General features: G+C 42.4%; 24 protein-coding genes and 2 pseudogenes. 11 read left to right on the top strand and 15 right to left on the bottom strand.

Annotated features, from left to right (window positions below; genetic code table 11):
* Positions 1–76 precede the first annotated feature (76 nt).
* Both rlmD and MHI16_RS04250 read right to left on the bottom strand, forming a co-directional pair.
* The gene (rlmD, locus tag MHI16_RS04255) at positions 77–1,462 is read right to left on the bottom strand and encodes a 23S rRNA (uracil(1939)-C(5))-methyltransferase RlmD (RefSeq protein WP_061407102.1); all 1,386 of its coding nucleotides are present in this window, start codon (positions 1,460–1,462) and stop codon (positions 77–79) included.
* Between the two features lie 98 nt (positions 1,463–1,560).
* The gene (locus MHI16_RS04250) at positions 1,561–2,430 is read right to left on the bottom strand and encodes a DNA-3-methyladenine glycosylase (RefSeq protein WP_342498107.1); all 870 of its coding nucleotides are present in this window, start codon (positions 2,428–2,430) and stop codon (positions 1,561–1,563) included.
* A 433-nt stretch (positions 2,431–2,863) separates the two neighbouring features.
* On the opposite strand from MHI16_RS04250, the gene MHI16_RS04245 reads away from it, so the two are divergent.
* From MHI16_RS04245 to MHI16_RS04235, 3 genes and pseudogenes are all read left to right on the top strand, one after another.
* Positions 2,864–3,376 (top strand): hypothetical protein, encoded by a 513-nt coding sequence (locus tag MHI16_RS04245; protein ID WP_044139727.1) that lies wholly within the window; start codon positions 2,864–2,866, stop codon positions 3,374–3,376.
* Positions 3,377–3,509: 133 nt separating this feature from the next.
* Complete coding sequence (corA, locus tag MHI16_RS04240; RefSeq protein WP_342498106.1) at positions 3,510–4,469, top strand: magnesium/cobalt transporter CorA; 960 nt, start codon at positions 3,510–3,512, stop codon at positions 4,467–4,469.
* A 32-nt stretch (positions 4,470–4,501) separates the two neighbouring features.
* Positions 4,502–4,993: pseudogene (locus MHI16_RS04235) on the top strand (DUF2716 domain-containing protein).
* A 35-nt stretch (positions 4,994–5,028) separates the two neighbouring features.
* On the opposite strand, the gene pdaA reads toward MHI16_RS04235, so the two are convergent.
* Both pdaA and MHI16_RS04225 read right to left on the bottom strand, forming a co-directional pair.
* Entirely contained in the window at positions 5,029–5,820 is a 792-nt protein-coding gene (gene pdaA / locus MHI16_RS04230) for a delta-lactam-biosynthetic de-N-acetylase (protein WP_061407100.1), read from the bottom strand.
* A 101-nt stretch (positions 5,821–5,921) separates the two neighbouring features.
* On the bottom strand, positions 5,922–6,113 hold the full coding sequence (locus tag MHI16_RS04225) for an SE1561 family protein (protein WP_012009274.1): 192 nt from the start codon (positions 6,111–6,113) through the stop codon (positions 5,922–5,924).
* A gap of 146 nt (positions 6,114–6,259) precedes the next feature.
* On the opposite strand from MHI16_RS04225, the gene yfkAB reads away from it, so the two are divergent.
* From yfkAB to MHI16_RS04205, 4 genes are all read left to right on the top strand, one after another.
* Positions 6,260–7,381, top strand: coding sequence for a radical SAM/CxCxxxxC motif protein YfkAB (gene yfkAB, locus MHI16_RS04220; RefSeq protein ID WP_050944782.1), 1,122 nt, complete (start codon positions 6,260–6,262; stop codon positions 7,379–7,381).
* Between the two features lie 7 nt (positions 7,382–7,388).
* The gene (locus MHI16_RS04215) at positions 7,389–8,225 is read left to right on the top strand and encodes a mechanosensitive ion channel domain-containing protein (RefSeq protein ID WP_058015734.1); all 837 of its coding nucleotides are present in this window, start codon (positions 7,389–7,391) and stop codon (positions 8,223–8,225) included.
* A 74-nt stretch (positions 8,226–8,299) separates the two neighbouring features.
* Positions 8,300–8,701 (top strand): nuclear transport factor 2 family protein, encoded by a 402-nt coding sequence (locus MHI16_RS04210; RefSeq protein ID WP_342498105.1) that lies wholly within the window; start codon positions 8,300–8,302, stop codon positions 8,699–8,701.
* Between the two features lie 130 nt (positions 8,702–8,831).
* Positions 8,832–9,551: a YebC/PmpR family DNA-binding transcriptional regulator gene (locus tag MHI16_RS04205; protein WP_012009270.1), complete on the top strand. Its 720-nt coding sequence runs from the start codon at positions 8,832–8,834 to the stop codon at positions 9,549–9,551.
* A gap of 358 nt (positions 9,552–9,909) precedes the next feature.
* Here MHI16_RS04205 and MHI16_RS04200 read toward each other — a convergent pair whose 3' ends face one another.
* From MHI16_RS04200 to MHI16_RS04190, 3 genes are all read right to left on the bottom strand, one after another.
* Positions 9,910–10,671 carry a YfkD family protein gene (locus MHI16_RS04200; RefSeq protein ID WP_342498171.1) on the bottom strand — a complete coding sequence of 254 codons (762 nt, stop codon included), beginning with the start codon at positions 10,669–10,671 and terminating at the stop codon, positions 9,910–9,912.
* Between the two features lie 88 nt (positions 10,672–10,759).
* Entirely contained in the window at positions 10,760–11,827 is a 1,068-nt protein-coding gene (cax, locus tag MHI16_RS04195; RefSeq protein ID WP_058015730.1) for a calcium/proton exchanger, read from the bottom strand.
* Between the two features lie 65 nt (positions 11,828–11,892).
* On the bottom strand, positions 11,893–12,270 hold the full coding sequence (locus MHI16_RS04190) for an OsmC family protein (RefSeq protein ID WP_144463008.1): 378 nt from the start codon (positions 12,268–12,270) through the stop codon (positions 11,893–11,895).
* 75 nt (positions 12,271–12,345) lie between these two features.
* On the opposite strand from MHI16_RS04190, the gene MHI16_RS04185 reads away from it, so the two are divergent.
* Positions 12,346–13,527 carry an MFS transporter gene (locus MHI16_RS04185; RefSeq protein WP_306011849.1) on the top strand — a complete coding sequence of 394 codons (1,182 nt, stop codon included), beginning with the start codon at positions 12,346–12,348 and terminating at the stop codon, positions 13,525–13,527.
* A gap of 210 nt (positions 13,528–13,737) precedes the next feature.
* Here MHI16_RS04185 and MHI16_RS04180 read toward each other — a convergent pair whose 3' ends face one another.
* The 3 genes from MHI16_RS04180 to MHI16_RS04170 are packed head-to-tail and all read right to left on the bottom strand — an operon-like array spanning position 13,738 to position 15,398.
* Positions 13,738–14,556 carry a YhjD/YihY/BrkB family envelope integrity protein gene (locus MHI16_RS04180; RefSeq protein ID WP_144463014.1) on the bottom strand — a complete coding sequence of 273 codons (819 nt, stop codon included), beginning with the start codon at positions 14,554–14,556 and terminating at the stop codon, positions 13,738–13,740.
* Between the two features lie 18 nt (positions 14,557–14,574).
* Positions 14,575–14,907: a YtxH domain-containing protein gene (locus MHI16_RS04175; RefSeq protein WP_058015727.1), complete on the bottom strand. Its 333-nt coding sequence runs from the start codon at positions 14,905–14,907 to the stop codon at positions 14,575–14,577.
* Between the two features lie 20 nt (positions 14,908–14,927).
* Positions 14,928–15,398, bottom strand: a complete 471-nt coding sequence (locus MHI16_RS04170) for a low molecular weight protein-tyrosine-phosphatase (RefSeq protein ID WP_058015726.1) — start codon at positions 15,396–15,398, stop codon at positions 14,928–14,930.
* A 174-nt stretch (positions 15,399–15,572) separates the two neighbouring features.
* On the opposite strand from MHI16_RS04170, the gene MHI16_RS04165 reads away from it, so the two are divergent.
* On the top strand, positions 15,573–16,928 hold the full coding sequence (locus MHI16_RS04165; RefSeq protein ID WP_058015725.1) for a sodium:alanine symporter family protein: 1,356 nt from the start codon (positions 15,573–15,575) through the stop codon (positions 16,926–16,928).
* 77 nt (positions 16,929–17,005) lie between these two features.
* Positions 17,006–17,221: a DUF1128 domain-containing protein gene (locus MHI16_RS04160; protein WP_003214000.1), complete on the top strand. Its 216-nt coding sequence runs from the start codon at positions 17,006–17,008 to the stop codon at positions 17,219–17,221.
* A 102-nt stretch (positions 17,222–17,323) separates the two neighbouring features.
* Here MHI16_RS04160 and MHI16_RS04155 read toward each other — a convergent pair whose 3' ends face one another.
* Positions 17,324–17,842, bottom strand: coding sequence for a type 1 glutamine amidotransferase domain-containing protein (locus MHI16_RS04155; RefSeq protein WP_342498104.1), 519 nt, complete (start codon positions 17,840–17,842; stop codon positions 17,324–17,326).
* Positions 17,843–18,096: 254 nt separating this feature from the next.
* Here MHI16_RS04155 and MHI16_RS04150 point away from each other — a divergent pair, with 254 nt between their 5' ends.
* Positions 18,097–22,380 carry a multifunctional 2',3'-cyclic-nucleotide 2'-phosphodiesterase/3'-nucleotidase/5'-nucleotidase gene (locus tag MHI16_RS04150; RefSeq protein ID WP_342498103.1) on the top strand — a complete coding sequence of 1,428 codons (4,284 nt, stop codon included), beginning with the start codon at positions 18,097–18,099 and terminating at the stop codon, positions 22,378–22,380.
* A gap of 39 nt (positions 22,381–22,419) precedes the next feature.
* On the opposite strand, the pseudogene MHI16_RS04145 reads toward MHI16_RS04150, so the two are convergent.
* The 4 genes and pseudogenes from MHI16_RS04145 to treP all read right to left on the bottom strand — a co-directional run bounded on the left by MHI16_RS04145 (position 22,420) and on the right by treP (position 26,821).
* Positions 22,420–22,854, bottom strand: a pseudogene (locus MHI16_RS04145) (terpene synthase).
* Positions 22,855–22,920: 66 nt separating this feature from the next.
* Positions 22,921–23,649: a trehalose operon repressor gene (gene treR / locus MHI16_RS04140; RefSeq protein WP_012009259.1), complete on the bottom strand. Its 729-nt coding sequence runs from the start codon at positions 23,647–23,649 to the stop codon at positions 22,921–22,923.
* Between the two features lie 19 nt (positions 23,650–23,668).
* Positions 23,669–25,369, bottom strand: a complete 1,701-nt coding sequence (gene treC / locus MHI16_RS04135; RefSeq protein WP_144463020.1) for an alpha,alpha-phosphotrehalase — start codon at positions 25,367–25,369, stop codon at positions 23,669–23,671.
* Positions 25,370–25,384: 15 nt separating this feature from the next.
* Entirely contained in the window at positions 25,385–26,821 is a 1,437-nt protein-coding gene (treP, locus tag MHI16_RS04130; protein WP_003213824.1) for a PTS system trehalose-specific EIIBC component, read from the bottom strand.
* Between the last annotated feature and the right edge of the window lie 43 nt (positions 26,822–26,864).

Raw genomic sequence — 26,864 nt, 5'->3', positions numbered from 1 at the left:
AAAGTCTGATGAAAGAAATGCCCCAAAACTAAAAAAGCTCGAAAATCTAATATGATTTTCGAGCCTTGATTAAAGTCTATTTTTTCACGAGAGATACAACAGTCTCCACATGACTAGTATGCGGGAACATATCGACTGGCTGCATGTATTCGATTTTGTAGTCTTTTGACATGTATTCGAGGTCTTTTGCTAGTGTTGATGGGTTGCAAGAGACGTAGACAAGACGTTTTGGTTGGACTTGTTTGACGGAGTCTAAGAAGGTGCGCTCACAGCCTGTTCTTGGCGGGTCCACGACGATGACGTCAGGACGGAAGCCTTCTTTGACCCATTTTGGCAGCCAATGTTCAGCTGTTCCTGTCACATAGGTCGCGTTTTTCATGCCGTGTTTTTTAGCATTTTTCTTGGCATCATCAATCGATTCTTTGATGACATCCATTCCTCGTACTTCTTTGGCGCCATCTGAAAGCCACATCCCAATCGTCCCAACGCCGCAATACGCATCGACAACTTTTTCTTTGCCAGTCAGCTTTGCCGCTTTTTTCGCTTCGTCGTAAAGCTTTAGCGTTTGCTTCGGATTCAATTGGAAGAAAGCACGTGCACTCAGTTCGAAGGAGACGTCTCCTAAAAATTCTTGAATGACCATGTTGCCAGCTAGGTGAGATGTCTTATAGCCAAAGATGACCGACGTTTTTTCACCATTGATGTTGTGCATAATGGACGTCACTTCTGGCAAACGTTTTTGAATGGCTTCGGCAATTTCTCTTTTCTTTGGAAATTCAGGTTTTGATGTGACTAGAACGACCTGTACTTCACCTGTTTCAAAACCGACACGCACAACAATTGAGCGTACATCGCCTTTTCTCGTCCGTTCATTGTAGACCGATACACCGAATTTCTCTAAAATTTTGCGGACAACGCCCGTTGTTTTGTTCGTTTTTGGATGCTGCACGATGCATTCCTTGATCGGTACAAGCTTATGAGAGTTCAGTCCGTAAAGCCCTGCAATGATGTCACCGCTATGAGAACGCCCTACTTGAAACTGACTTTTATTTCGGTAGTGCCATGGATCTTCCATACCGATCGTCGGCCTGATATCAAGCTGTTCAACTGGTAGTTTTGTATGTCGTTCCATTGATTGAATGACAATATCTCGTTTTTCCCTTAGCTGCTGCTCATACGCCAAATGCTGAAGCTGACAGCCTCCGCACTCTTCGTATACTGGGCATGGCGGTTTCACTCGATGCTCGGAACGCTTTCTTACTTTTCTAACCGTACCTTCTGCATATTTTGCTTGGACATTCGTTGCTTCCACAACCACTTCTTCGCCTGGAAGCGCACCTGGGACAAAGACCACTTGCTTTTTAAAATACCCGACCCCTTCCCCATTAATGCCAAGGCGTTTAATGGTAAGCGGAAACTGCTGTCCCTTTTGCAAAAGGGCACTTTGCTGTTTTTCCTTCACTTCATTCTCTCCGTTCTATCTGAACCCTTGATAGGTTGTCTTCATTTTATTCCATCTCATTAGTATACCATGACTTGGACAAAGAGAGAAAATCCCTTTCATTTATCTGTCTCAATGCTTCTCCATAAATATAAAGATGCGTAGCTTAAATAGGGAGTCCACTCCTTGCTTAACACTGCCATCTCTTCTTTTGTCGGCTTTTCAGGCAGGTCAAAATGACGCTTGATGGCGTTTTGAATCCCGATATCTGCCATCGGAAAGAGATTTGGTCTTCCAAGTCCATTCATGAGCACATTTTGAACTGTCCAAGGTCCAATCCCTCTAATTGGAAGCAGACGTTCTTCCACCTCCAGATCAGTTAATTCGTGTAATTCTTCTAAGCAAAGAGAGCCGCTCACAATTCGCTTTGAGACATCGATGACATATTCCGCTTTTCGCTCACTAAATTGGAGCTTTCTCAATTCCTCTGTTTCAAGTGAGGCGATGGTTTCTGGTAAAGGATCAAACCAAACCCCCTCTATTTGCTCGCCGTACGTATGAACAAACCGTTTTGTGAGTTCATAAGCAAACGCCAGATTAAGCTGCTGATGAATGATGCATTTCATCAAGCAATGATATAAATGAAAATCCAGCATGAGAGGTGTCCCCTTATGACGCTCAAAAACGGGCGCTAGATTGGTTTCAGAAAAATGCTCATGCACAGCGTCTAATTGATGCTCCATGCCAAATATTCGTTTCACCTCACAGATGAGAGGTTTCTCAGGACCATTTCCTTTCACCCGAAACGTGGGCGCTTCTTTTGTTCCGGTGGCTTGAACGACGACAACGTATGGTGTTTGTTCTAATCTGATTGGTACTTTGATCTCTCTTTTATTTAAATCGACTGCTTTTAATGGATCACTTGATAAGCGACGCAGCACTTGATCAAAGTGATATGGCGGTTCAACGGTCAGCTCTTTTTCCCACATATTTTCCTCTTCCTTTCTGCAAACACGCAGATGCGATTGTTTCACTTTGCATGAATGATTCTCTATATTGAATACTTTCTAACATAAAGAGTACAAGAATTTATCAGTTATATCTTCCTTATTTCCGGTCATTTTCCTTTTGGATGAAGGAACATTTTTAGTCGAATTCAGCTAAAATTCGACAGCACCCTTCATGATTTTAGGTTCATTTTCCTTAAATTAGAAATAGACCCTCTGGGTGATAGCTTCTATCTTGAAAATATTTGTATAATTATGACATATCAAGGAGGTGAACAAAGGAATTAGCTGATTAGGCAATCATTTGTTTTATCTTGCAGGAACATATTTTACCTCATTGATCACCGGCTTCACCTAGTTTCACTTTTTACGAAAAAGAAGACCCAAACTTTTTTTAAAAAAGGAGATCTGACCAATGAAAAAAACCATTCTTTCTATTGCCCTTGCCACTGCTGTTTCTTCGACACTACCAGTATTCGCTGACGCTGCGGAGAAAAAAACGTCAGCACCCGTCTCTACTACACTACAGCAAACTGTATTAAACAAAGCGGCTGAAGGAAAAGCTGGAACGACAGCTAGTCCTAATGTTAACGTCAACTTCGATGTTCTTGGAATTGCCAATGCCATTGTGAACGCAGTAAATGCAAATGCCAACCGTTCTGGATTCGTTAAAAGCGTGATGGAAAGCACATTCTATGCTGCTGGCGGCAGATATAATGTCATGGTCTTTAACCTCAGCCAGAACTATGAAGACCGTTTTAATGGCGTGAAAACTTTTGCTACTGCTAATCTTGGCAATGTCGTTTATGGTATTTGGGTATTTGAAAGCGGCACCTTTAAAAACAACGGTGATGGCGGCTGGGATAACTGGGCGTTCAGAGGCTGGTTTGACCGTCAAGATAAATTTGTTACGTTCCATCGTCCTTAATTCTCGGTTTTATCCATCAATCATACACGCACATTGGACCGATCTCAGTGATGAGATCGGCTTTTTTTATGCAGAACACGTATAAGTTCACCGGTGCTGCTTCATGATATAATGCAAGTCTGGAGGGGTGCACATGCTGAAGAAAATTGCAGTGACAAAAAACGGCGACTTGATTGAACATGCAACATTGCAGCAGCTTTCAAGCCCAGATATCGCCTGGTATTGGATTGATTTTCATGCGCCTACGGAAAAGGAAGCCGCGCTTTTGAAAGAATACTTTCAATTCCATCCGCTTGCGATTGAAGATTGCTTCCATTATTTACAGCGGCCGAAGCTTGATTTTTATGAAGGATATTTATTTTTCGTGCTTCATGCTCTGAATCAAAAAACGCTTCGATCTGAGGAAATCGATCTGTTTGTTGGTGACAATTATATCGTGACCTTTCATTTGAAGGAAGCGCCATACATTGACCGTGTCATTCGAAAACTCAAAGAATCTGATAAAGCCCGAAACAGCGGGCCTGAGCATATCGCCTACATGTTGATTGATCAGCTTGTCGATGATTATTTCCCTATTATTTATCAAATAGAGGACAGGCTGAATGAAATCGAGGATGAAGAAGGTCATAAAACATATGGAACATTGATGAACGAAGTATTCGGGATTCGATCCGATTTGCTCAAACTGCGAAGAACGATTATCCCGATGAGGGACCTTTTATATCGTATTGTTAACACGCATATGCTGAGAAGTGATACGAACCGGCAAGCATACTTTAATGATATTTATGATCACCTTTTGAAACTAACCGAGATTGTCGAATCAAACCGTGATATGACAGCCGATTTACGAGACAGCTACCAGACGCTGAATTCTAATCGAATGAATGCGATCATGATGACATTGACCATTGTGTCGACCATCTTTATTCCACTGACCTTTATTGTTGGGGTGTACGGAATGAACTTTGATAACATGCCTGAATTACACTGGAAGTATGGCTATTTTGGCGTACTGATTTTCATGGGTCTGCTCGTCTCGGGTATGCTTTTGTGGTTTAAGCATAAAGGATGGTTCCGCATATTCAAATAATGTGTAGAGAGAATGGCTGAGGAGGCGGTTAGATGAAAAACTGGATTCCATTGTCTCATCAAGAACGAAAGCTCGTATGGGAGACGCTCTATCGAGATTTCAAATTTCATCCGAGTCTCTCTCGTTTTCCCTCATTTCGGGTACCTTCTCCTTTCGTTACATATGATATTTCTGCTTATTTTGAGGACTCTTCCCTTCTACATGCTGATGAAGACCTTGAAGAGAAAGCATGACTTGTTTTTCAGGAGCTTATCAGAACAGACGAATATATGCTGGCACTTGATTGGCAGCACGAATGCTACTGGATCACACCATACGGCTCATTTGAAAAAGATGAATTTGGAGAATGGACAGTGCCTGTGCTTCCGAACGGAGATTATTATTTCTTTTTATCAAAAGAGATGCATTGGGGCTTGCTAGGACATCCTTGGGAGCAAAGTATCACAATTTTTGGTGAGGGCTTGATTGATTCTTTCTCGCGCCATCATCCGATTTTGTTTCAGCGTAAAATAAGAGAAGGATAAAGAAAAAGCTCGCAGGTGTTCTGCAAGCTTTTTTTCTATAGCTGAGGGAGATGCCATACTTTTTCAAGCATGAGATCGTCTAGGCTTTTAAAAGAATAACCTTGTTTTTTCAGTGCCGTGATGGCATCATCCAATGCCTCGGCATTGTCCCTTGAGACGGTATGCAGTAAGTAAATGGCACCTGGGTGCGCCTGTTTCATCATTTGATCGTAAGCATACTGTTTTCCTTTTTGATGATGGATATGCCAGTCCACAAACGCCACTGACCAAAAAACGGTTTGATAGCCGAGCTCTTTTGTTTCCTTCAGCACTCTTTCACTGAATACACCGCGCGGCGGACGAAGATAGAGGTTGTCTTGTTTTCCAGTGATTTTGTACACGGCTTCATTGACACGCCCAAGCTCTTCTTTGATTTCTTTCGTACTCTTTGTTGTTAGATCTGGATGGTGATAGGAATGGTTGCCGATGATATGACCTTCCTCCGCCATACGTTTGACGAGCTCCGGCTGGTCCTTAACAAAGTGTCCTGTCACAAAGAAAGTGCCTGGTACTTGATGTTTTTTCAGCACATCTAAGATCTTCGGCGTGTACCCATTTTCATAGCCATTGTCAAATGTAAAATAGATCTCTTTCTTTTTCGTGTTTCCTAAATAGAAGGCATCATACTTTTTTAAAAGGGCGTTCAGTTCTTTACCCGCATCTGCTGGCTTATGTTCTTTGCTTTTCGCAAATCCCCAATGGACAGGCTGATTAGACACGGCTTCCGCTTCTGAGAGAGGCATAGATACAAAAAGCGCACATAAACAGATGAGCATGTATTTTTTCATTTACGTCACTTCCCGGTTTTTCTTCTATTGTGCAGAATAAGACCGAGACTCATACACTGATTCACCTGCCAATTTAAAGAAAAAAGCCCGCACTGTGCGAGCTATTCTTCCTTCCAATCATTTTTAAACCGTTCATATTTCGCTTCTAGGTCGTCAATCATCTGGATCAGTCTGTCTATATCCTCAACATCTGTTGATTCAGGATCTAATGAATCAATCACATTCATAAACATATCTAATCGGTTCTTTAAATAATCAACCTGCTGCTCTTTGCTGTCTGCTGCCTTGCCCATAGATACACTCCCTTTAGCATTTGTTTCTAGCTTATCTTTTTTTCCCTTGTAAATCAATGAAACCCCACTTGCGTATAACGGTGATGGGGCTTAAAATTAACTGTTGGCGGGTCCACGTTTGCCCGAATGAAAAGGAGATAGATACCATGAACCAAAAAACAGCACTTCGTCCGATTACACCTGCATATGACCCTTGGGAAGCCTATCTAGATGTGCAGGACTACGGAGAGATGAAGCTGACAAATATTGAATTTACAACCACGACGTTGTGTAACATGAGATGTGAGCACTGCGCGGTCGGCTATACTTTGCAGCCTAAAGACCCGAATGCACTGCCGCTTGATTTACTGCTTCGCCGTTTAGATGAAGTTCCGCTTCTGCGCTCAATCAGTATTACAGGCGGAGAGCCGATGCTTTCTCTCAAATCTGTGCGGGAATATGTCGTCCCTTTATTAAAGTATGCCCATGAACGCGGCGTCCGTACACAGATCAACTCAAACTTAACGCTTGATTTGGCGCGATATGAAGAAATTATTCCATACTTAGATGTCCTTCACATCTCACATAACTGGGGAACTGTCGAAGAGTTTGCAACGGTCGGTTTTGCAATGATGGACAGAAAACCAACCTTTGAGCAGCGTGAGAAATTATTTAACCGCATGATTGAAAATAGCCGGGCACTTGTCAAAGCAGGTGTGACCGTATCTGCTGAAACCATGCTTAATAAGCGTACGCTTCCATATATTGAACACATCCACCGGCAAATTGTGGAGGAGATGAAATGCCAGCGCCACGAAGTTCACCCGATGTACCCAAGTGATTTTGCCAGCGCACTTGAATCATTGACGCTTCCGCAAATGCGTGATGCGATTCATCAACTGCTTGATATTCGTGATCAAGACACATGGATGCTGTTTGGCACCCTGCCATTTTATTCTTGCAGCACAGATGAAGAAGACCAGCGCCTCCTCAAACGATTGCGTCAGGAGAAACATGTCACGGTACGAAATGACCCTGATGGACGCTCACGGCTGAATGTGAATATTTTTGATGGGAATATTATTGTGACAGACTTTGGTGACACACCGCCGCTAGGAAATATTGCTACTGATACATTGCAATCCGCGTATACTCGCTGGATGGACACAAAATTAGCAAAAGAGCTGAATTGTCATTGTCCAAGCGTACAATGCCTTGGTCCGAATGTTCTTGTGAAAAACAGCTATTATCAAGATGTTGATTTTACTTCTCGTACAGCCAGGGGGTAACCGATAGATGGACGATACTTTTCTAACAGTAGTCAAGAACAAATACATTGAAATTCTCCTTGTTGGACTCGTACTTTGGCTTGCCGTCTTTTTGATTAACAAAGCGCTTCAATTGTTCTTTAAACGAACAGAGTTTATAGAAGACAAGAAGAAAAAAACGATCGAGAGCTTGGTCAAATCTGTTTCAAAATACACCGCTTCGATTTGCTTTGTATTGTATGTCATTTCTCTCTTCTTTCATGATTTCGGAAAAATTCTTGCAGGTGCTGGTGTGGCTGGGATCGTCATCGGTTTTGGCGCCCAGACGCTGATTCGCGATATTTTAGCAGGCATTTTTCTCATCTATGAACGTCAAATTCATAAAGGGGATTATGTGACAGTGAATAACCTCTTTAATGGAACGATTGAAGAAATTGGTCTCCGATCTCTGCAAATTAGAGAATGGAGCGGCAAGCTGTTAACCATTTCTAACGGAGACATCCGGCAAATCCAAAACTATAACATGCACTACATGCGGATTACGGAGTCTGTATTAATTAGTGCGAATCAAAACCCAGACACAGCCTTTCAAGCACTCGAAACGGCCTGCGACAATTTAAATCAAATGCACCATGATTTTCTCAAAAAAGATGAATTCCAGCATGCCATCGAACCGTTTCAAGTTCATGGCATTATGGGTCTGAACAAGCTGAACCGCGGGATTGAGATCACAGTGAAAGGAATGGTCGAAGACGAAAAATACTTCGATGCTGCCCTCGCTGTCCGAAAAGAAATGATCAAACAACTTCATCAGCATGATGTCAAATTGCTTGAAGATCTCGTCTATCCCCAGCCTGCAAAATAACCTCATTTGTGATGGGGTTATTTTTTTGATTGTTTTTTGTTAACTAGTTAACAAAAAAGAAAGGATGTCGATTCATGACAAAAAAAGAGGCGCTATCATTTATTAAAGAGATGTATGAAGAGGTGTTAACCAAATTCAATATAGAAAAAGTGGAGACATATTTTTCACCTGAATATCAGCAAGTGACAGATGGAGAGGTTTCGACACTTGATGAGTTTAAAAAGCATCTATCCACATTAAAAGGATTGACAAAACAGCTTGAGATCCCCGCTTTTCATGATGTGTTATTTGATGAAGAGGCGCAGCAAGGGTGTTTTCGTTACACGGTACATGTGGAACTCGTAAGCGGAGACAGGGGTTTTATTGATGTCATGGCTCTTTTCACGTTATTAGATGGAAAGATCATTCGATGCGATGAACTGACGCGGGCTCATGAAAAACATGAAACGTTTGAACAGCTTGGACACATCAGCTAAGATATCTCTTCAGTCAGCCCCTCTAACTTCTATCCTCTTGACTAATTCATGTATAATAGAAAATAGATTGATTCATGCAGCATGGGGACCCTCATACTGTGTATTTTCTAAGTGAAAGAGAGTGAATAAGATGGGTCGTAAGTGGAACAACATTAAAGAAAAGAAAGCATCAAAGGATGCCAGTACAAGTCGTATTTACGCAAAATTCGGGCGTGAAATCTATGTGGCTGCCAAACAAGGTGAGCCAAACCCAGAATCAAACCAAGCACTTCGTTTTGTCCTAGAACGTGCAAAAACATATAGTGTCCCAAAACACATCGTGGACCGTGCCATTGAAAAAGCCAAAGGCGGTGCGGAAGAGAATTTCGATGAGCTGCGCTACGAAGGATTTGGTCCAAACGGATCAATGGTGATCGTTGATGCCCTCACCAATAACGTGAACCGCACAGCGTCAGATGTTCGTGCGGCTTTCGGAAAAAATGGTGGAAACATGGGCGTAAGCGGCTCTGTTGCCTACATGTTTGACCAAACAGCTGTCATCGGTGTCGAAGGAAAAAGTGAAGAAGAAACGCTTGAGCTTTTAATGGAAGCAGACGTTGATGTACGTGACATCATGGAAGAAGATGAAACGGTGATTGTGTACGCTGAACCAGATCAATTCCATCAAGTACAAGAAGCATTCAAACAAGCCGGCGTAGAAGAATTCACTGTCGCTGAAATCACAATGCTTCCTCAAAATGAAGTGACATTAGATGATGAATCTAAAGAACAATTCGAGAAACTAATCGATGTATTAGAAGAGCTTGAAGACGTGCAGCAGGTTTATCATAATGTGGATTTAGGGGAATAAAAATTGAAGCCATAGTCGTGGTTGAGTTCATTCAACTGCTGCTACGGCTTTTTTATTTTCTGAAAGACATGTAATATATAAATAAAATGTTCATTTCTACATCTTTCCAAGGAGCTAAGCTTCATCTTTAAAACATGGTGGTTTTCTTATTATGGATTTATGATCATTCCTATTATTGGGCTAAGTTTTGTTTTCAGCAACTTTATGATAGTAACAAAAATGATTTTCTTTCTCTACATCGCGTGGTATCTATATCAAATCTTTAACTTTTACATAAATGAACTGAAGAGAAAAAAAGAGAAACCGTATTAGCAAAAAAAACAGTCATCTCCCCTATTGATAAGAGGAGATGACTGTTTTAATTCATCCCTTGAAACCCAAACGTCAGGTGATCCTGCACAGGAATCCAAGCACCGATTCCTTGTGAGGTCACGTTTTTCACGACGAGTTTGCGTTTATTTCCTTTAAGCACAAGGTACACTTCTCCGTATGTCACCTTTCCTTTTTCATTAATCGCTGGTGCATAGGCATGAAGCGATGCTGCTTTTTTCGGAGAGACGTGGTATGACTGATCTCGCTTTGTTCCTGCGCCAATCACGGTGTCAAAAGCGAGGGGCAGCTTTGTCTTTTGAATGGCTTTTTGCATCATCAATGTTTTTACATCTTCTGGGCTTGGCACCTTTGCTGTGAGCCCGCCGCTCACTTTTACTTGCTGCTTTTGAACGTACTTGCCAATGGCTGTTTTGGTGCCGCCTCTGTTATCAATGTGATTTGTATTCACTTTTTTGTATTCCCAGTTGGCCACCGTTTCGTTTGAATCGTAGCTCAGTGCCCATCTTCCAAGGAAAATGGTCGCACGGTAACCAACAGCTAATGGCGTCCCTGAAATACTGGATTCATTCAGCATTTTGATCAAATGGGTATTCTCAATCGGCACATCTGTTGTTTTAAACAAATCGGCTGTCAGCTCGCTCGGCTGGAGCAATGGCTGATCCTGTGACGCATTCGGATACGTATTCTCCTTAGAAATACTAGCGACAGACGATGGCACCTTAAATGGTTTCGCCGCCTCCGCTGGAAAACTGTATAGAAAACTTAAGGATAAGAGAACAACAAACATGATGCGGGGCATCTTTTTCATATCATCACTCTTTCTCATTCATTTTTCCATAGTATTTTCCGCAAAGTCGTCCCTTATCCACAAAAGATTATAAAAGGAAAAATCCAATCGCCATAATGAAATAGGCAGCAAGTAATGTGGCGCCTTCAAACCAATTGGTATCTCCGTCATTAGATAAAATGACTGTGAGTAATACAGCGGACGCCATGGCAATGAGCTCTGGTAAGGAGAAAATGAGCGGCATTTGCGTATTGAAAAAAAGCGAGCTGATGACAAGGATTGGTGCCACCATCATCGCCACCTGAAGCGTGGAACCAAAAGCGATTTCCACTGCGACATCCATTTTGTTTTTATACGCCATGATAACAGCAGAGGCATGTTCTGCGGCATTGCCGACGATGGCCACAATAATGACTCCGATAAACAGCTCACTCCAGCCAAATTGCTTCCCTACCGTATCAAATGTATGGACGAGGCGCTCTGAAATGTACGCAACGGCCATCGTTGCAAGCAGCAAAATCAAAGTCGCAAACTTTCCAGACCATTCAGGTGTTTCTTCTTCCGTCTCTGCTTCGCCTTCCATGCTCTCCTGCTTAGCAACATACACCCCGCGGTGGCTGACCAGTTTGAAATAGAGCGCCGCGACATAAAGCAAAATCATGACAATACTGATCCCAATGCTTAAAACAAACTGTTTATTCTCTGCCATCTCCACCGAAAACACTTCTGGAATGACAAACGCCACAATAATGGCAAACATGAGCAAGCCTGAGTTGTGCCTTGCATCGTGGACATTGAACACTTGGCGCTTATATTTTAAACCGCCAACGAAAAAAGACAGCCCCGCCACAAGCAGTAAGTTTCCGATCACTGATCCAGTTAATGATGCAAGGACGATGGCTGTCAGTCCTTGCTTTAATGCAAAAAACGAAATAATTAACTCCACCGCATTTCCAAATGTGGCGTTTAAAAGCCCGCCAATTCTGGGGCCCGCTATGATGGCAAGACTTTCTGTGGCTCTTCCCATAAAACTAGCAAGACCAATAATCGCGATACAATACACAGCAAACATGATAACCTGCGGAAAATGAAGAAAACTGCCAATCACCGATAGCGGTACACCAATTGCGACAATCACAAGAAACAAACGATTCATACAGCCATTCTCCTTTACATATGTCTGACTGTTATTCTTTCGTGAGTGCCGGCATCATATACATGTTAGATTCGCGCGTGTGAGAAGGTGATATCAATACTTCCTTTCACGGACTGCACCATAGAGCAATGCTTCAATGCAAGGGTGATCACTTTATCGATTTGTTCATCAGATGTATTAATGTCTTCAAATAAGATATGTAAATGAATGCTGGAAATCTTGTTTACAGCTCCTGCCCTTGTCGTTTCAGGTGTGATCGTCAGCCCTTCACAAGATATTCGCTTTTTCCGGCACACATGAATGAGCATTTCTCCAAAACAGCCAGCAATAGCTGAGGTGAATAATTGAGATGGCCTGTACCCCGTTTTTTCATTGCCTGATATATGCAGCTGCCCTTCATCTATTCTCGCGATCCATCGATCCGTTTCGTATCTCAGTTTCATTCCTTTTCCACCTTTCTATTGAAACCCCTATGGTTCCATTGTACGATGAAAATATGAACTTGTAAGGAGCTTCTTATGTCGAGAATTCACTTTATGATTTTAATTTTACTTGTATCTGTATCAGGTTTTTCGCAGGGAGCGTTACTGCCTGTCATTTCGATTATTTTTGAACATGCCGGGACTTCTCCTACGTTAAACGGACTGCATGCCACAGGCTTATATCTCGGTGTACTGCTTGCGTCTCCTTTTATGGAAGCACCGCTTCGAAGGTTTGGATTTAAGCCGTTAATCGTGATTGGCGGCGCTGCTGTCTTTTTAAGCTTGTTCAGCTTTGTTTTTTTTGAATCTTATGTTGTCTGGTTCTTCCTGCGGCTTATGATCGGGATTGGTGACCATATGCTGCATTTCTCTACACAGACTTGGGTGACCTATGCGTCGTCATCGAGAAACCGCGGGCGAAATATTTCATTGTATGGGTTATCTTTTGGACTTGGTTTTGCCGCTGGACCTTTTTTAACACCACTCATTGAAATCAATCCATCTTTACCTTTCATTGTTTCTGGTGCTGTTAGCTTATGTATTTGGCTGCTTGTTTTTGTTTTGAAAAATACATATCCAGATAGTGGCGAAGTGCAGACGTCAGAGCAGACAAACAGTTTGAAGCGCTTTAAGAAAGCCTTTCAATTTGGCTGGGTCGCCTTTATGATGCCGTTTTGCTATGGATTTTTAGAAACGACGCTTAATAGTAACTTCCCTGTATATGCGCTAAGAAGCGGGGTGACAGTAGATGCGGTTGCGTTTATTTTACCTGCGTTTGCCATTGGGAGCATTGTCTTTCAGCTTCCTCTTGGGATGCTCAGCGACCGGTTTGGCAGACGCCGCATCATTTTATGTGTCACACTCGTTGGATCTTTCTTTTTCCTACTAGCAGGAATATTCATTCAATCCGTTTTGGCTGTTGCGATTTGTTTCTTTATTGCCGGAATGGCTGTAGGCTCTACCTTCTCACTTGGCATCAGCTATATGACCGACTTATTGCCAAAGCATCTGCTGCCTGCTGGAAATTTGATGTGCGGGATGGCGTTTAGTGCGGGAAGTATTCTCGGTCCTGTTCTCGGTGGAATCTTTGTGCAAACGTTTGAAGGTATGAATTTACTTTACCTTGTCAGCATCGTGATATTATTCGTGTTTTTCTGCGTTCGATTCGGACGGACGGCGGCAGTTCTTGAAAACTCCAATGAAGCCATTTCTAAATAAAAACTCCTCTGCACCCATGCAGAGGAGTTTTTTTTCATTTAATGATATCCATTTTGTCCGTTCGCACTGCCGCTTGTTTTGTTCTTAGGTTGATGGCCTTTATTTTGTTTCGTATTGCTTCCGCCTTTTTTTGATTGTTTGGACATATGTGATTTCCCCCATCCATTCAGTTTGAACTTGATCGTTCTTCTTTAGGATGCCCGGATTTCATTATAGTTTGCCTGGTACGATTTTACGCTTATGTAAAAGCGCATTGAGCTCGCCGCCAAGGATAATCATGATGCCGGTTAAATAAAACCAAATCATTAAAATAATGATTCCCCCAATGCTTCCGTACATCGCACTGTAGTTGGCAAACTCGCCTACGTAAAATGAGAACAGCATGCTCACCAAAATCCATCCAATCGATGCAAAAATGGCGCCTGGCAGAACAAATTTTAATTTCAGCCTGATGTTTGGAGCAAAATAGTATAAGGATGTAAAAACAATCAATAAAATGAGCGGGCTAATGATCCATCTCATCGCAGTCCATACAGTGAGAAAGGCATCTGACTTCCCAACTAATTTAGCGACGAATAAACCAAGTTCTTTGCCAAAGACAGGCAGCATCAGGGCAAAAATAATGGTCAAAACCATCGCAATCGTTAAAATGATCGATGTTAAACGTACGAGAATGAAGGAACGATTCTCCTCAACTTCGTAAGCATGGTTAAATGCTCTAACGACGGCATTAATGCCGTTAGATGCTGACCAAAGCGCGGCAATAATCCCGAACGACAATAACCCGCCGTTCCGATTATTCAGCGTCTGTTCGGCGATGGATTCAATCATCGATAGCGCTCCTTCTGGCGCATAACCAGAAATGACGCTCAGGACATCCTTTGACGTCAGCGGCAAATACCCAACGAGTGTCAGTACGAAGATGAGAAACGGAAATAATGAAAGCAAAAAGAAATAGGCAAGCTCAGCAGATTTTGCCGGTCCTTCATGCAGCAAAAAGCGTTCAATTAACGCTTTAATAAAACCCATACGCCTCATCTCCAATGATCAATCTGTCTGTTTCGATTGAAAGTGATCCTTTGTTTCTTCAATAATTTCTAATACCCTTGGGGTTGTTTCCTTTAACTGATTGACCTGTTCATTTAAAAATGACAAATCATCTGAGACTGTTCGCATCAGCTGCTTCGTTTCTTCCATCTTTTCTTTCATGCAAGCTGATATTCTGCCTGGCTCCTGACGGTACTCATCCAGCTTTTGCTGGCAGTCATTCCATTTGTCTTTGAGTGCAATTCTTGTTGGTCGATGAAATAAAGTCAGCAATGCGCCGCAAGCGGCACCTAAGAGAGCTCCTCGGAGCACGATTTGATTTTTTTCTTCCATCTCGTCTGATCTCCTTTCAGTTAAAGGTGGTTCTCTTTCTTTACATACGTCAAAAAACGGTCAATTCCTGTTTCAATTAATTCATGGACTTCCTCAAAGTTCCCAGTGTAATAAGGATCTGGCACATCATCTCGATCGTCGTCTTCTACAAAATCAAGAAGACGGCCAATAAAGTGATGTTTCCCATAGCCGGCTATACTGCGCAGTGCCCCTACATTTTCAGCATCCATCGCAATGATATAGTCGTATGTTGTGATGTCTTCATCCATGATTTGTCTTGCGGACATTCCTTCATAGCTGATGCCTTTTTCATCAAGCAGCTTTCGCGTTCCTTCATGCGGGGGACTGCCTTGATGCCATCCACCAATACCTGCTGAATCAATCACAAAGTGCTCGCTAAGCCCCTCATCTTCTACTTTTTTTCTAAACATGGCCTCTGCCATCGGTGACCTGCAAATATTGCCAAGACACACGAATAACACATGAATCATCCTTCATTCTCCTCCTATCTTTTCCCTAAGAGTTCTTTTCGAAAACCTTTTCTCTATCATATCAACTCCCTTTTCTTTTGGAAACTTTGCAAGAAAAGCTCTCATCGCCATTGACAAAATACACAAAAACAGGAGAAACTTTAGGAGAATTACACAAACAAAGGGGGATATTAGATGGGAATAATTGAGCAGTTTGTCACAACGATGAACAATTTTTTGTGGGGGCCTCCCCTGTTGATTTTAATTGTTGGTACTGGAATATACCTCACCTTTCGCGTTCTCTTCATTCAAATTAGATTACTTCCTTATTCTTTAAAGCTCGCTTTTTCAAAACAAGACAAAATGTCAGAAGGAGATATTTCCCATTTTCAAGCATTAATGACGGCTCTCGCTGCAACTGTCGGTACAGGAAATATCGTAGGTGTGGCCTCGGCTGTTATAGCGGGTGGTCCTGGTGCAGTATTCTGGATGTGGTTTGCTGCATTTTTCGGGATGGCCACCAAATTTGCCGAAGCTGTTCTTGCTGTGAAATACAGGGTCAAAAACGAAAAAGGCGAAATGTCTGGCGGACCTATGTATTATTTAGAGCACGGGTTAAAGCAGAAATGGCTAGGGGTGCTATTTGCTGTTTTCGGTGCCAGTGCTGCCTTTGGGATCGGCAACCTGGTACAGTCTAATTCCATCTCAGGCGTTATGAATTCTACTTTTCAAATTCCAACATGGGTAACAGGTATCATTATTACAGCTTTTACAGCACTTGTGATTTTAGGCGGAATTAAAAGCATTGGACGGGTCACATCTATTTTTGTACCGGTCATGGCTTTATTTTACGTCATTTGCGGTCTGATCATTCTTGTTATGAATGCTGACCTTGTTCCAGGCGCAGTCGGTCTTATTTTCTCAGATGCCTTTACCGGTCAAGCCGTGGCAGGTGGTGCAATTGGGACTGTCATTCGCTGGGGTGTGGCACGTGGTGTATTTTCCAATGAAGCAGGTCTGGGGTCAGCACCAATTGCGGCTGCGGCTGCGAAAACGGATATGCCTGCCCGTCAAGCTCTCGTCTCTATGACGCAAGTGTTTATTGATACAATCATTGTTTGTTCTATCACTGGCATTACCATTGTCATGGCAGATATGTATTTAACAGTGAAAAGTGATGCGCTGACCTCGTTATCCTTTGCTCACTTCCTCGGTCCAGCTGGCTCAACCATTGTGGCAATCGGGCTGCTCTTGTTTGCCTATTCCACCATCATTGGCTGGTCCTATTATGGCGAAAAATGCTTTACATATTTGGCGAAGGATTCGTACGTCATGTATTATCGTATCGTGTTTGTGATGGCTGTCTTTTTTGGTGCCGTGTTTAAAAATGACTTCGTCTGGGGTGTGGCAGATATGCTAAATGGACTGATGGCGATTCCAAACTTAATCGGGCTCATCGGTTTATCAGGGGTTGTCGTATTTGAATCCAAACGAATCATTGTTAAGATTAAGCAGGAGAAAAAGGAGAAAAACATCTCTGTGTCATCTTAATAGCCCTTTTATTCTTTTGCATTTCTGTTAAAATAGACATATTATTCGACACATATGCAGGAAAGGACGTGCCGCCCTTGTCAGAGCAAAAAGCGGCTGAAGTCAATCAGCTGATTGAAGACATTTCGCAAAAGTTAAATATGCTGAACATTGGAGTCATCAAAGCAGAGGACTTCAGTCCAGACAAGTACGAAGATATTGAATTTCTTCACCAAATGGTGATGAAAAAATCTTCATTCAGCCCAAGTGAAATGCAAGCCATCGCAAGCGAGCTAAAAAACTTAAGAAAATAATGGTGAAAAAGGAAACTGTTTTTATGGTCTACACGCAGTTTTCTTACATCATGCACACAAAAAGCCAGCACCCCGCAAGGTGCTGGCTTTACAACTGCGATTTTATTTCTCAAGCAGTTTTAATGATTCACGGTTAAAGGCTGGAATGTCATCAGGTGTACGGCTTGTCACAAGCTGATCCTGACAAACGACGACTTCTTCGTCTTTAAATTTAGCGCCTGCGTTTTCCATATCGACTTTGATGGATGTATAGCCAGTCGCGCCTCTTCCTTCAAGCGTCTTCGCTGTAATGAGCAATTGCGGTCCGTGACAGATCGCAAATACTGGTTTTTTCTCATCCATAAATGCTTTAGTGAATTGGACGTAACGATCATCTGCACGCAGAATATCTGGTGAGAAACCGCCAGGAATGAGAAGTGCATCGAAGTCTTCAGGCTTCACGTTGTCAATAGACGCATCCACTCTCACTTCTGCATCTCCTTGCTTCCCTTTCACTGTTTTTCCTTTTTCATTTTCAATGACTGTCAACTCATGACCTGCATCTTTAAAGGCTTTTGCAGGCTCGGTGAATTCAACATCCTCAAAGTAATCTGTTAATACAACTGCAATTTTCTTACCCATGTAGAAACCCTCCTGCTTGATTATCGTTTACACTACACACTATACCCGGGCATGTTGAAATCAAACATCCTATCCCTATCAGAAAACCCCTTATGATAAAAATGAGTATTTAGACTCATTCACATTCCCTTAACAAGGTAATTCGTATGATTTATGTTATCTTTACAATAATCTTCAAAAAATAACTACAAAAGTTAACGAAACATTTCTACAATAGGTATTGTGGTCAAAAAAATTAGAAAGGCGGAGATCAGGTGAAGAAGCAAGCACATAGGTCTAAACGAAGGAAAAACCTGTCTATTCTGCTCACTTCCATTATGATGATTAGTCTCATTCTCCCAGCAGTACCTACTCATGCAGAAACAGAAAACGGCAAAGCCGTAAAGGTCAGTATCTTAGCCACAACCGATGTTCATGCGAACATGATGAATTATGATTATTACAGCGACAAAGAGACAAATGAATTTGGTTTGGCAAAAACAGCCGAGCTCATTGACAAGCACCGCTCACAAAATCCAAATACACTCCTTGTTGATAACGGAGACCTGATTCAAGGAACCCCTCTTGGAGAATACGTTTACAAAAATGAGAAAGACAGCATCATCAATCAAACAAAGGTTCACCCTATTATTCATACACTCAACAAACTAAAATACGATGCAGGAACACTTGGCAATCATGAATTTAACTACGGATTATCCTTCCTTGACGGTACCATTGCGGGCGCCAATTTCCCGATTGTTAATGCGAACGTCAAAAAGCTAAATGGAGAACACCGTTTTACACCTTATGTGATCCAAGATAAAACCTTTAAAGATGCAAGCGGAGCCTCACAAACTGTGAAAGTTGGTTACATAGGATTCGTTCCACCACAAATTATGACGTGGGATAAGAAGCATTTAGATGGACAAGTCCAAGTGCAGGACATCGTCGAATCTGCCAATGAGACCATTCCTGAAATGAAAGAGAAAGGCGCAGATGTCATTGTCGCTCTTGCTCATACAGGAATTGAAAAAACCGCTTCACCTAAAGGATCAGAAAATATGATCTTTGACCTTGCCACGAAAACAAAAGGCATCGATGCCATTGTATCAGGCCACCAGCATGGCACATTCCCAAGCGCTGAATATAACGGCGTCGACAAATTCAATGTCTCAAAAGGAACCATCAACGGCATCCCAGTCGTCATGTCAAAAAACTGGGGCAGCTACCTCGGAGTCATTGATTTAACACTAGAGCCTGATGGAGGCAACTGGAAGGTCACAGACGGAACAGGCAAGATCGAATCTGTTGCCGGAGTATCATCTCAAAACAGCACTGTAAAAGATGCCATTCAAACAACGCATCAAAACACACTTGATTACGTGAGAAAGCCTGTTGGCAAAACAGAAGCAGACATTAACAGCTTTTTCGCTCAAGTGATGGATGACCCTTCGATTCAAATTGTGACAGATGCCCAAAAATGGTATGCACAAGAAAAAATGAAGGACACATCGTATCAAAATTTACCGATTTTATCTGCAGGTGCTCCGTTTAAAGCCGGCGGCCGAAACGGTGTAAACTATTATACAAATATCGCAAAAGGAGATTTAGCGATTAAGAACATCGGCGATCTCTACCTTTACGATAACACTGTGCAGATTGTGAAACTGAAAGGCAGTGAAGTGAAAGACTGGTTAGAAATGTCTGCCGGCCAGTTTAATCAGATCAAACCGAACGATGCAAAGGAACAGCCGATTTTAAACGAGGAATACCGCTCGTATAACTTTGATGTGATTGATGGCGTGACATACCAAGTCGATGTGACGCAGCCTGCTAAATACAGCACAACAGGCACACTTCTCAACGCCAATGCCAACCGCATCAAAAACCTGTCTTACAACGGGAAACCCGTCTCTGACAATCAAGAATTTTTAGTCGTAACAAATAACTATCGTGCTTCTGGCGGCGGAGGCTTCCCTCATTTGACGCAAGATAAAGTAGTGCTTGCCTCAGCAGATGAGAACCGCCAAGTACTGATGGATTATATTATCGAACAAAAAACGATCAACCCAAGTGCAGATCAAAACTGGTCGATTGCACCGATCAAAGGCGCAACCGTCACTTTTGAATCTTCTCTTTTAGCCAAACCGTTTGCTGAGAAATCAAGCAGCGTAGACTTTATTCGTAACGCAAGCACAGATGGTCTTGGTGTGTACAAGCTAGCCTTTAAAGACGATGGCACAACAGAACCGCCTTCATCAGATAACTGGAATTTAACAGTGATGCATACGAACGATACACACGCACACCTTGATGATGCGGCAAGACGCGCAACAAAGATTAAAGAAATCCGTGCTGAAAATAAGAACAATATACTATTAGACGCTGGAGATGTCTTCTCTGGTGACCTGTACTTCACAAAGTGGCAAGGACTTGCCGATCTAAAATTGATGAACTTAATGAAATACGATGCCATGACGTTTGGTAATCATGAATTTGACAAAGGTCCTTCTGTACTCCGTCAATTCCTGACAGGTGATGCATCAGATGTCGATCCGAAAAACCGTCATCAATTTGAAAAGCCTCAATTCCCGGTCGTGTCATCAAACGTGGATGTCTCGAAGGAAAAACAATTGAGTAACTTAATGAAAAAACCAGCCTCATTTAAAGCTGGTGAGAAAAAAGAAGCCGGAATTTACCCTTACATCCTGCTCGATGTAAACGGTGAAAAGGTCGCCGTATTCGGTTTAACGACTGAAGACACAGCCATTACATCCAGCAGCGGCCCTAACATTCAATTTAAAGATGCGTACAAGAAAGCAAAAGAAACAGTCAACACCATTCAAACAAAAGAAAAAATCAATAAAATCATTGCGTTAACACACATTGGCTACAACCGTGATCTTGAGCTCGCTCAAAAAGTAGACGGAATTGATTTAATCATTGGCGGTCACACACACACCCTTGTCGAAAAATTAAAGGTTATCAAGAAAAAAGAACCTACGATCGTCGCTCAAGTCAAAGATTACGGACAATTTTTAGGAAAAGTAGACGTGGCCTTTGACAAAAAAGGTGTCGTCCAGCCAAAAGAATCTTCTTTTGACCTAATCCCGATTGATGACTCTGTCAAAGAAGATGCAGAGGCAAAAGCGATCCTTGATGGATACAAAGCAGATATTCAAGATTTAAAAACAGAAAAAGTCGGCCATACAGATGTCCTTTTAGATGGCCAGCGTGAGCATGTCCGTGCGAAGGAAACGAATCTTGGGAACTTTATTGCTGACGGCATGCTGCAGAAAGCGCAAGAATCTGCTGGAGCTGACCTTGCCATCACAAACGGCGGCGGTATTCGTGGAAGCATCGAAAAAGGTGATATCACTTTAGGTGATATTTTAACAGTGATGCCTTTCGGAAATACCCTTTATGTCGCAGATTTAAAAGGCAGTCAAATTAAAAAAGCACTCGAACAGGGGCTGTCAGGCATTGAGGAAGGCGGAGGCGCATTCCCTCATGTAGCTGGCATTGAATATACGTTTACACTCAGTAAACCAGCTGGCAGCAGACTGATTGATGTGAAACTGAAAGACCAAAAGGGTCAACTGACAGACATTGATGATGAGAAAACATACCGCGTAGCTACAAACGCATTTGTCGGCACAGGCGGCGACGGCTACAGCGTCTTCACAGAAGCCTCTCACGGCGAAGACTTAGGGTATGTCGACTATGAAATCTTCAAAGAGCAAATTGAGAAGGCAGATGGGAAGATTTCGCCTGTCATCGATCACAGGGTGAAAGAAGTGTTCCTTCCTCGCGTGAAAGGAAAAGGCGCTTATGACATTCAAGATGATGAGAAATTCCAAACATATGTGCAGCATACAAACAAAGCATTGCTTTATTTAGACAAAGCAAGCAAAGCGAAAAACGTTCAATTGTCTCTATCAAAAGCACAAGTAGCCGAGCTGAAGAAAAGAGAGCAAGATCCAAACGTCACCATCTATCATGACAAAGTGGGACTCGCATTACCGCTCTCAAATTTGTCCGAGAAAAACGCAGATATATGGATGACAAAAACGGATAAAGTGAAAAACGCATTAACGGATACGTATGATTTCCAAATCAAACAAGACAAGAAAAAGGTTTCGACCTTTAAAGACCCGGTCACACTATCCTTTACACTAGACGAGCCGCAAAAAGCGAAAAAACCTAGTGTGTATTATGTGGATCGCAAGAAAAATCGTTACACCAAAACAAGTAATGGATCATTTGAAAACGGAGTCGTATTAGGTCAAACTGAGCACTTCAGCGAATATACCGTCCTCAACCAAAGCGAGGCAGCTGGAACAACCCCAGATCAAACTGGCGGAGACGGCGGAACAACAGCACCAGGCGGAGGCACAGATCCAAACCAAGATGGAACCGGCCTCCCAGGCGGCACACTGCCGAATACAGCCACAATGATGTATACAGCTGTACTAATCGGTGTGCTCATGCTCGCTGCTGGCGGTATCCTTTATTACTACCAGCGCAAGCGTACAAGAAAAAATGTTTCATCCTAAAAGAAAAGGACAGAGCCTATGCTCTGTCCTTTTTTCATCTCAATCTTGGGATAAATAAATCCAATTGCGCTTATCAAATTCTTTCACATCATCTGACCCTATATGACGCAGCATTCTATTAAAGAACGTGATGTCATCTTCATCATCGACGGCATATAAATCCTCTTGAACATAATCTCTTATAATAAAATTCGTTAAGTTCGTATGATTTACAAAATCAGCAAAAAAACCTTTTACCATCGTTAAATCCTCTTCACTTAATTTTTCATCATTGATAATGGAAATATGAAAAACATTCAATATCGCTTGTATATCTTCCTCATCCATATAACATAATGGCTATAGCCTTCTGTCTTCTTCCGTAAACGGTTTTCGCGTATCTTCAATGATGACATAACATAAAATCTGCTGATCTTTCATCACGCTGAAAATTTCTAAATCCCGTAATTTTAATGGTCTATTTAATCTCATCATCTTTCCTCCTGAAAATGGTGATCTATTTGTCGTCTACTTTTCCCAAAACCTGAAAAAGGACAGAGCCTATGCTCTGTCCACTTTTTCCCTTCTTGCAAAATCGACGAATCTGAAGCGGTCTAATCGGTGACGGCTTTCAGTGTATTGAAATAAACTTGTATCCTCTAAGAACACGTAATTCTTCACGACGACGACATGGTCAAACCCGTTCAAATCAAGATACTTGGCGTCCTCTTCTGTACATGGCTCTACCACAAATTCCTTTTGGGCATAGCTAATTGATACACCGAGCTCTCCTTCAATATACTCGTAGATGGATCCTTCGCATATGTCTTTCGACAAGACTGACACATGCTTTTGCAAAAAGTAATCCTTGTCTAAAATCACTTCTTCTCCGCTAATATTACGAGATCGAATGACTTCCCAGACATCCTCCTGCCCACTAATTTTCAGCTGAGACTGAATATACTGATCCGGTTTGATTAAACCAAATTCGTGAACCGTCGTAACGGTCTTTCGGCCAAGCGTTTGGGAAAGTTCTTTAAAGCTGACAAGACCTGAGACTGGGAATTGCATTTTCTCTCGATTCAGCAAGACAGAGCCTTTGCCGCGGATTTTTTGGATATAGCCATTTTGCACAAGGATATTTAATGCCTTTCTTACCGTCTCACGGGATGTGTCATACATCAAGGACAGCTCATGCTCTGATGGCAGAATGCCTTTATCCTGCCATTCACCTTGTTCAATTCGTTTTGCGAGCTGATCATAAATCACTCGAAACTTATTCTCTTTCATTTTCCCTCCGCCCCATTTTCTAGCGTTTGGTTAAATGATAAACGATTGACTCATATGGACGCAACGTAAATCCCTTCATATCTGCCGGCACATCCTCATAATTGGATAACAGCACTTGCCCTTCCATCTCATCTACAGCCTGCACAAGCTCATCAGGAAGCGTAAAATCCGTCTCTCCTGCGTAAAAGTGATTGATCACAAGAAGCTTCTCCTCACCGCTTTCTCTCACATAAGCAAAAACCTTCGGGTCATCTGCTAAGAGTAAGGTGAAGCTTCCATATGTGATCACGTCAAGTTCTTTACGCAGCTTGCAAAGGGCTTGATAGTGATAGAAAATAGACGTCTTGTCTTTTAATGAAGCTTGGACCGAAATGTCGTTATTGGCTGGCTCAATCCATGGTGTTCCTTTTGAGAAACCAGCGTTCTTTTCTGAGGTCCACTGCATCGGTGTTCTCGCATTATCTCTTGATTTGACCTGTAAAATGGCGAGCGCTTCTTCCTTTGATTTTCCTTTTTCAAGCATGGCTTCATACATATTGAGTGATTCAATATCGCGGTAAGACGAGATGTCCTCAAACTGAGGATTCTTCATGCCAATCTCTTCCCCTTGATAAATATATGGCGTCCCTTGCATGAGGTGAATGGTGGTCGCCAGCATCTTCGCTGATTGCTGATGGTACGTTTCATCATCACCGTATCTTGAGACGATACGCGGCTGATCATGATTGCACCAGAAGAGCGCATTCCAGCCGCCGCCCTCATGCATTTTCGTCTGCCACTCAGATAGAATCGACTTCAATTCCTGAAAATCAAATGGTGCGAGTGCCCATTTTTCTCCATTTGGATAATCGACCTTTAAATGATGAAAATTAAACGTCATATCCAGTTCTTGTCGATCCGGTCTTGTATACCGAATACAGTCTGCGATATTCGTTGAAGACATTTCTCCAACTGTCATGCTGTCATATTTCGAAAAAACCTCTTGGTTCATTTCGTGCAGAAACTCATGAATTCTTGGGCCATCCGTATAATACATTCGGCCGTCTCCTTGTACAGATTGTCCGGCGTCATCTAAGAAGCGTTGATCCTTTGAGATGTTGTTGATGACATCCAGCCTGAATCCATCAATTCCTTTTTCAAACCAAAAATGCATGATGTCGTATACTTGCCTGCGAATCTCATCCTTCTCCCAATTAAGATCCGCTTGGGTGACATCGTATAAATGAAGATAATACTCTCCTGTTTCTTCATCTAGTTCCCATGCTGGACCGCCAAATTTTGACTGCCAATCATTTGGCGGAGATCCGTCCGCTTTAGGCTCCTTCCAAATATAATAATCTCGATAAGGATTATCCTTTGACTCGCGAGATGCTTGAAACCACTCATGGAAAATGGATGTATGATTGACGGCTAAATCCATGATGACTCGTATGCCTCGATCATGGGCTTCCTTCAGCATGTGTTCAAAATCTGCCATTGTGCCGTACATGTCATGGATTTTTGTATAATCACTAATATCATAGCCGTTGTCATGCTGCGGGGACTCATACATTGGCGTGAGCCAAATACAATCCGCCCCAAGCTGTTTGATATAATCGAGCTTTTTTGTCACCCCATTGATATCGCCTGTACCTGAGCCCGTTGTATCTAAAAAGCTCTTCGGATAAATTTGGTAAACCACCGCTTTTTTCCACCACGGTTCGTTTGTTTGTTGTTTCAATTTCATCCACCACCACTAGTTAAGTTCTTGTGAAACATCTTTCTTCTTTTTCAGCTTTGCATACAAAAGGGTTCCGATGAATGGGACGATGAGAACAATGACCATCCCTATCGCAAATGCGCCCCAATATTTCGGGATAATAGAGAAGATTCCTGGAATGCCTCCAACACCAACTGAGCTTGCCAGTACCCCTTGAGATGCGATAAACATACCAGCTAAACCAGAGCTAATGAGTGCGAAAATAAATGGAAACCGGTAGCGCAAGTTGACGCCAAACATCGCTGGCTCGGTAATTCCTAAGTAAGCGGAAATACTTGATGTGAGCGAGAGACCCTTTTGCTTTTCATCTTTCAATACAAACATCATCGCAAGTGCGGCTGATCCTTGTGCAATATTAGACAGTGCGAGCATTGGCCATAGAAACGTGCCATGCAGTTTTGAATTAATTAATTGAATATCAACAGCGAGGAACGTATGATGCATTCCTGTAATGACTAACGCCGCATACAAACCGCCATATAATAGACCGCCTAGTGCTGCGAACTGCTGGAATACAGCGACAAGTCCAGATGTTAACACGTTACCGATTGCAAATGTAATCGGTCCGATGACGATAAAGGATAAAAAGCCAATGACTAATAACGTAATCGGTGCAACCACTAATAGCTGGATGCTTTCAGGTGTCCGTTTTGTGATAAACAATTCGAGCTTCGCTAATAAATACGAGGCAACGAGTATCGGAAGGACCTGTCCTTGATAGCCTACCTTTTGCACTTCAAGTCCAAACAAATTCCAGACAGGAATCTCACCGGACTTTTCAGCCGCTCCATAGCCCCACGCATTTAATAAATCTGGGTGTACGAGCATGAGTCCAAGGACCATCCCTAAAAGCGGATTTCCCCCAAACCGTTTCACGGCTGACCAGCCGATTAATGCGGGCAGGAATGTGAAGGCAGTGCCTGCAATCAAGTTGATCATATTCGCTAAATCTGCCCATGCCGGATACACATCTACAATCGATTTTTGATCAAAGAAAATATCAGGAGCTGTTAAAATATTATTAATCCCCATTAATAAACCGGCGGTGACAATGGCAGGAAGAATCGGAATAAAAATATCCGCAAGCGTTTTCACAGCACGCTGCAATGGATTTAATTTTTGATCAGAGGCACGCTTCACGTCCTCTTTTGTGGCTTCTCCAATCCCTGTCTGTTTCACCATTTCGGCATATACCCGATTGACGACTCCTTGGCCAATCACCACTTGGTATTGACCGTTCGCTGAGAAAGATCCCTTCACTTCTTCTATTTGTTCAAGTGCTTTCTCATCAACCTTTCCTTCATCCTTCAGTACAAAGCGCAGCCTTGTCACACAATGTGTCGCTTGATCAATATTTTCTTTGCCGCCGATGGCTTTCACAATCTGATCTGCTGCTGCCTGGTAATCAGCCATGCTATCCCCTCCGAGATCGTTTTTTATAAGAAAAAAGAACCAA

The sequence above is a fragment of the Bacillus sp. FSL K6-0923 genome (assembly GCF_038630825.1).
In the GTDB taxonomy this organism is placed as follows: Bacteria; Bacillota; Bacilli; order Bacillales; family Bacillaceae; genus Bacillus; species Bacillus pumilus.
Note: the sequence above shows the minus strand (reverse complement) of the source record. Positions and strands in the feature narration are given on the sequence as shown.

Coding starts and splice junctions, on each gene's coding strand:
- MHI16_RS04250 (WP_342498107.1), bottom strand. CDS start 2,430: ATGTGGGAAAAAGAGCTGACCGTTGAACCGCCATATCACTTTGATCAA.
- MHI16_RS04245 (WP_044139727.1), top strand. CDS start 2,864: ATGAAAAAAACCATTCTTTCTATTGCCCTTGCCACTGCTGTTTCTTCG.
- corA (WP_342498106.1), top strand. CDS start 3,510: ATGCTGAAGAAAATTGCAGTGACAAAAAACGGCGACTTGATTGAACAT.
- pdaA (WP_061407100.1), bottom strand. CDS start 5,820: ATGAAAAAATACATGCTCATCTGTTTATGTGCGCTTTTTGTATCTATG.
- MHI16_RS04225 (WP_012009274.1), bottom strand. CDS start 6,113: ATGGGCAAGGCAGCAGACAGCAAAGAGCAGCAGGTTGATTATTTAAAG.
- yfkAB (WP_050944782.1), top strand. CDS start 6,260: ATGAACCAAAAAACAGCACTTCGTCCGATTACACCTGCATATGACCCT.
- MHI16_RS04215 (WP_058015734.1), top strand. CDS start 7,389: ATGGACGATACTTTTCTAACAGTAGTCAAGAACAAATACATTGAAATT.
- MHI16_RS04210 (WP_342498105.1), top strand. CDS start 8,300: ATGACAAAAAAAGAGGCGCTATCATTTATTAAAGAGATGTATGAAGAG.
- MHI16_RS04205 (WP_012009270.1), top strand. CDS start 8,832: ATGGGTCGTAAGTGGAACAACATTAAAGAAAAGAAAGCATCAAAGGAT.
- MHI16_RS04200 (WP_342498171.1), bottom strand. CDS start 10,671: ATGTTTGTTGTTCTCTTATCCTTAAGTTTTCTATACAGTTTTCCAGCG.
- cax (WP_058015730.1), bottom strand. CDS start 11,827: ATGAATCGTTTGTTTCTTGTGATTGTCGCAATTGGTGTACCGCTATCG.
- MHI16_RS04190 (WP_144463008.1), bottom strand. CDS start 12,270: ATGAAACTGAGATACGAAACGGATCGATGGATCGCGAGAATAGATGAA.
- MHI16_RS04185 (WP_306011849.1), top strand. CDS start 12,346: ATGTCGAGAATTCACTTTATGATTTTAATTTTACTTGTATCTGTATCA.
- MHI16_RS04180 (WP_144463014.1), bottom strand. CDS start 14,556: ATGGGTTTTATTAAAGCGTTAATTGAACGCTTTTTGCTGCATGAAGGA.
- MHI16_RS04175 (WP_058015727.1), bottom strand. CDS start 14,907: ATGGAAGAAAAAAATCAAATCGTGCTCCGAGGAGCTCTCTTAGGTGCC.
- MHI16_RS04170 (WP_058015726.1), bottom strand. CDS start 15,398: ATGATTCATGTGTTATTCGTGTGTCTTGGCAATATTTGCAGGTCACCG.
- MHI16_RS04165 (WP_058015725.1), top strand. CDS start 15,573: ATGGGAATAATTGAGCAGTTTGTCACAACGATGAACAATTTTTTGTGG.
- MHI16_RS04155 (WP_342498104.1), bottom strand. CDS start 17,842: ATGGGTAAGAAAATTGCAGTTGTATTAACAGATTACTTTGAGGATGTT.
- treR (WP_012009259.1), bottom strand. CDS start 23,649: ATGAAAGAGAATAAGTTTCGAGTGATTTATGATCAGCTCGCAAAACGA.
- treP (WP_003213824.1), bottom strand. CDS start 26,821: ATGGCTGATTACCAGGCAGCAGCAGATCAGATTGTGAAAGCCATCGGC.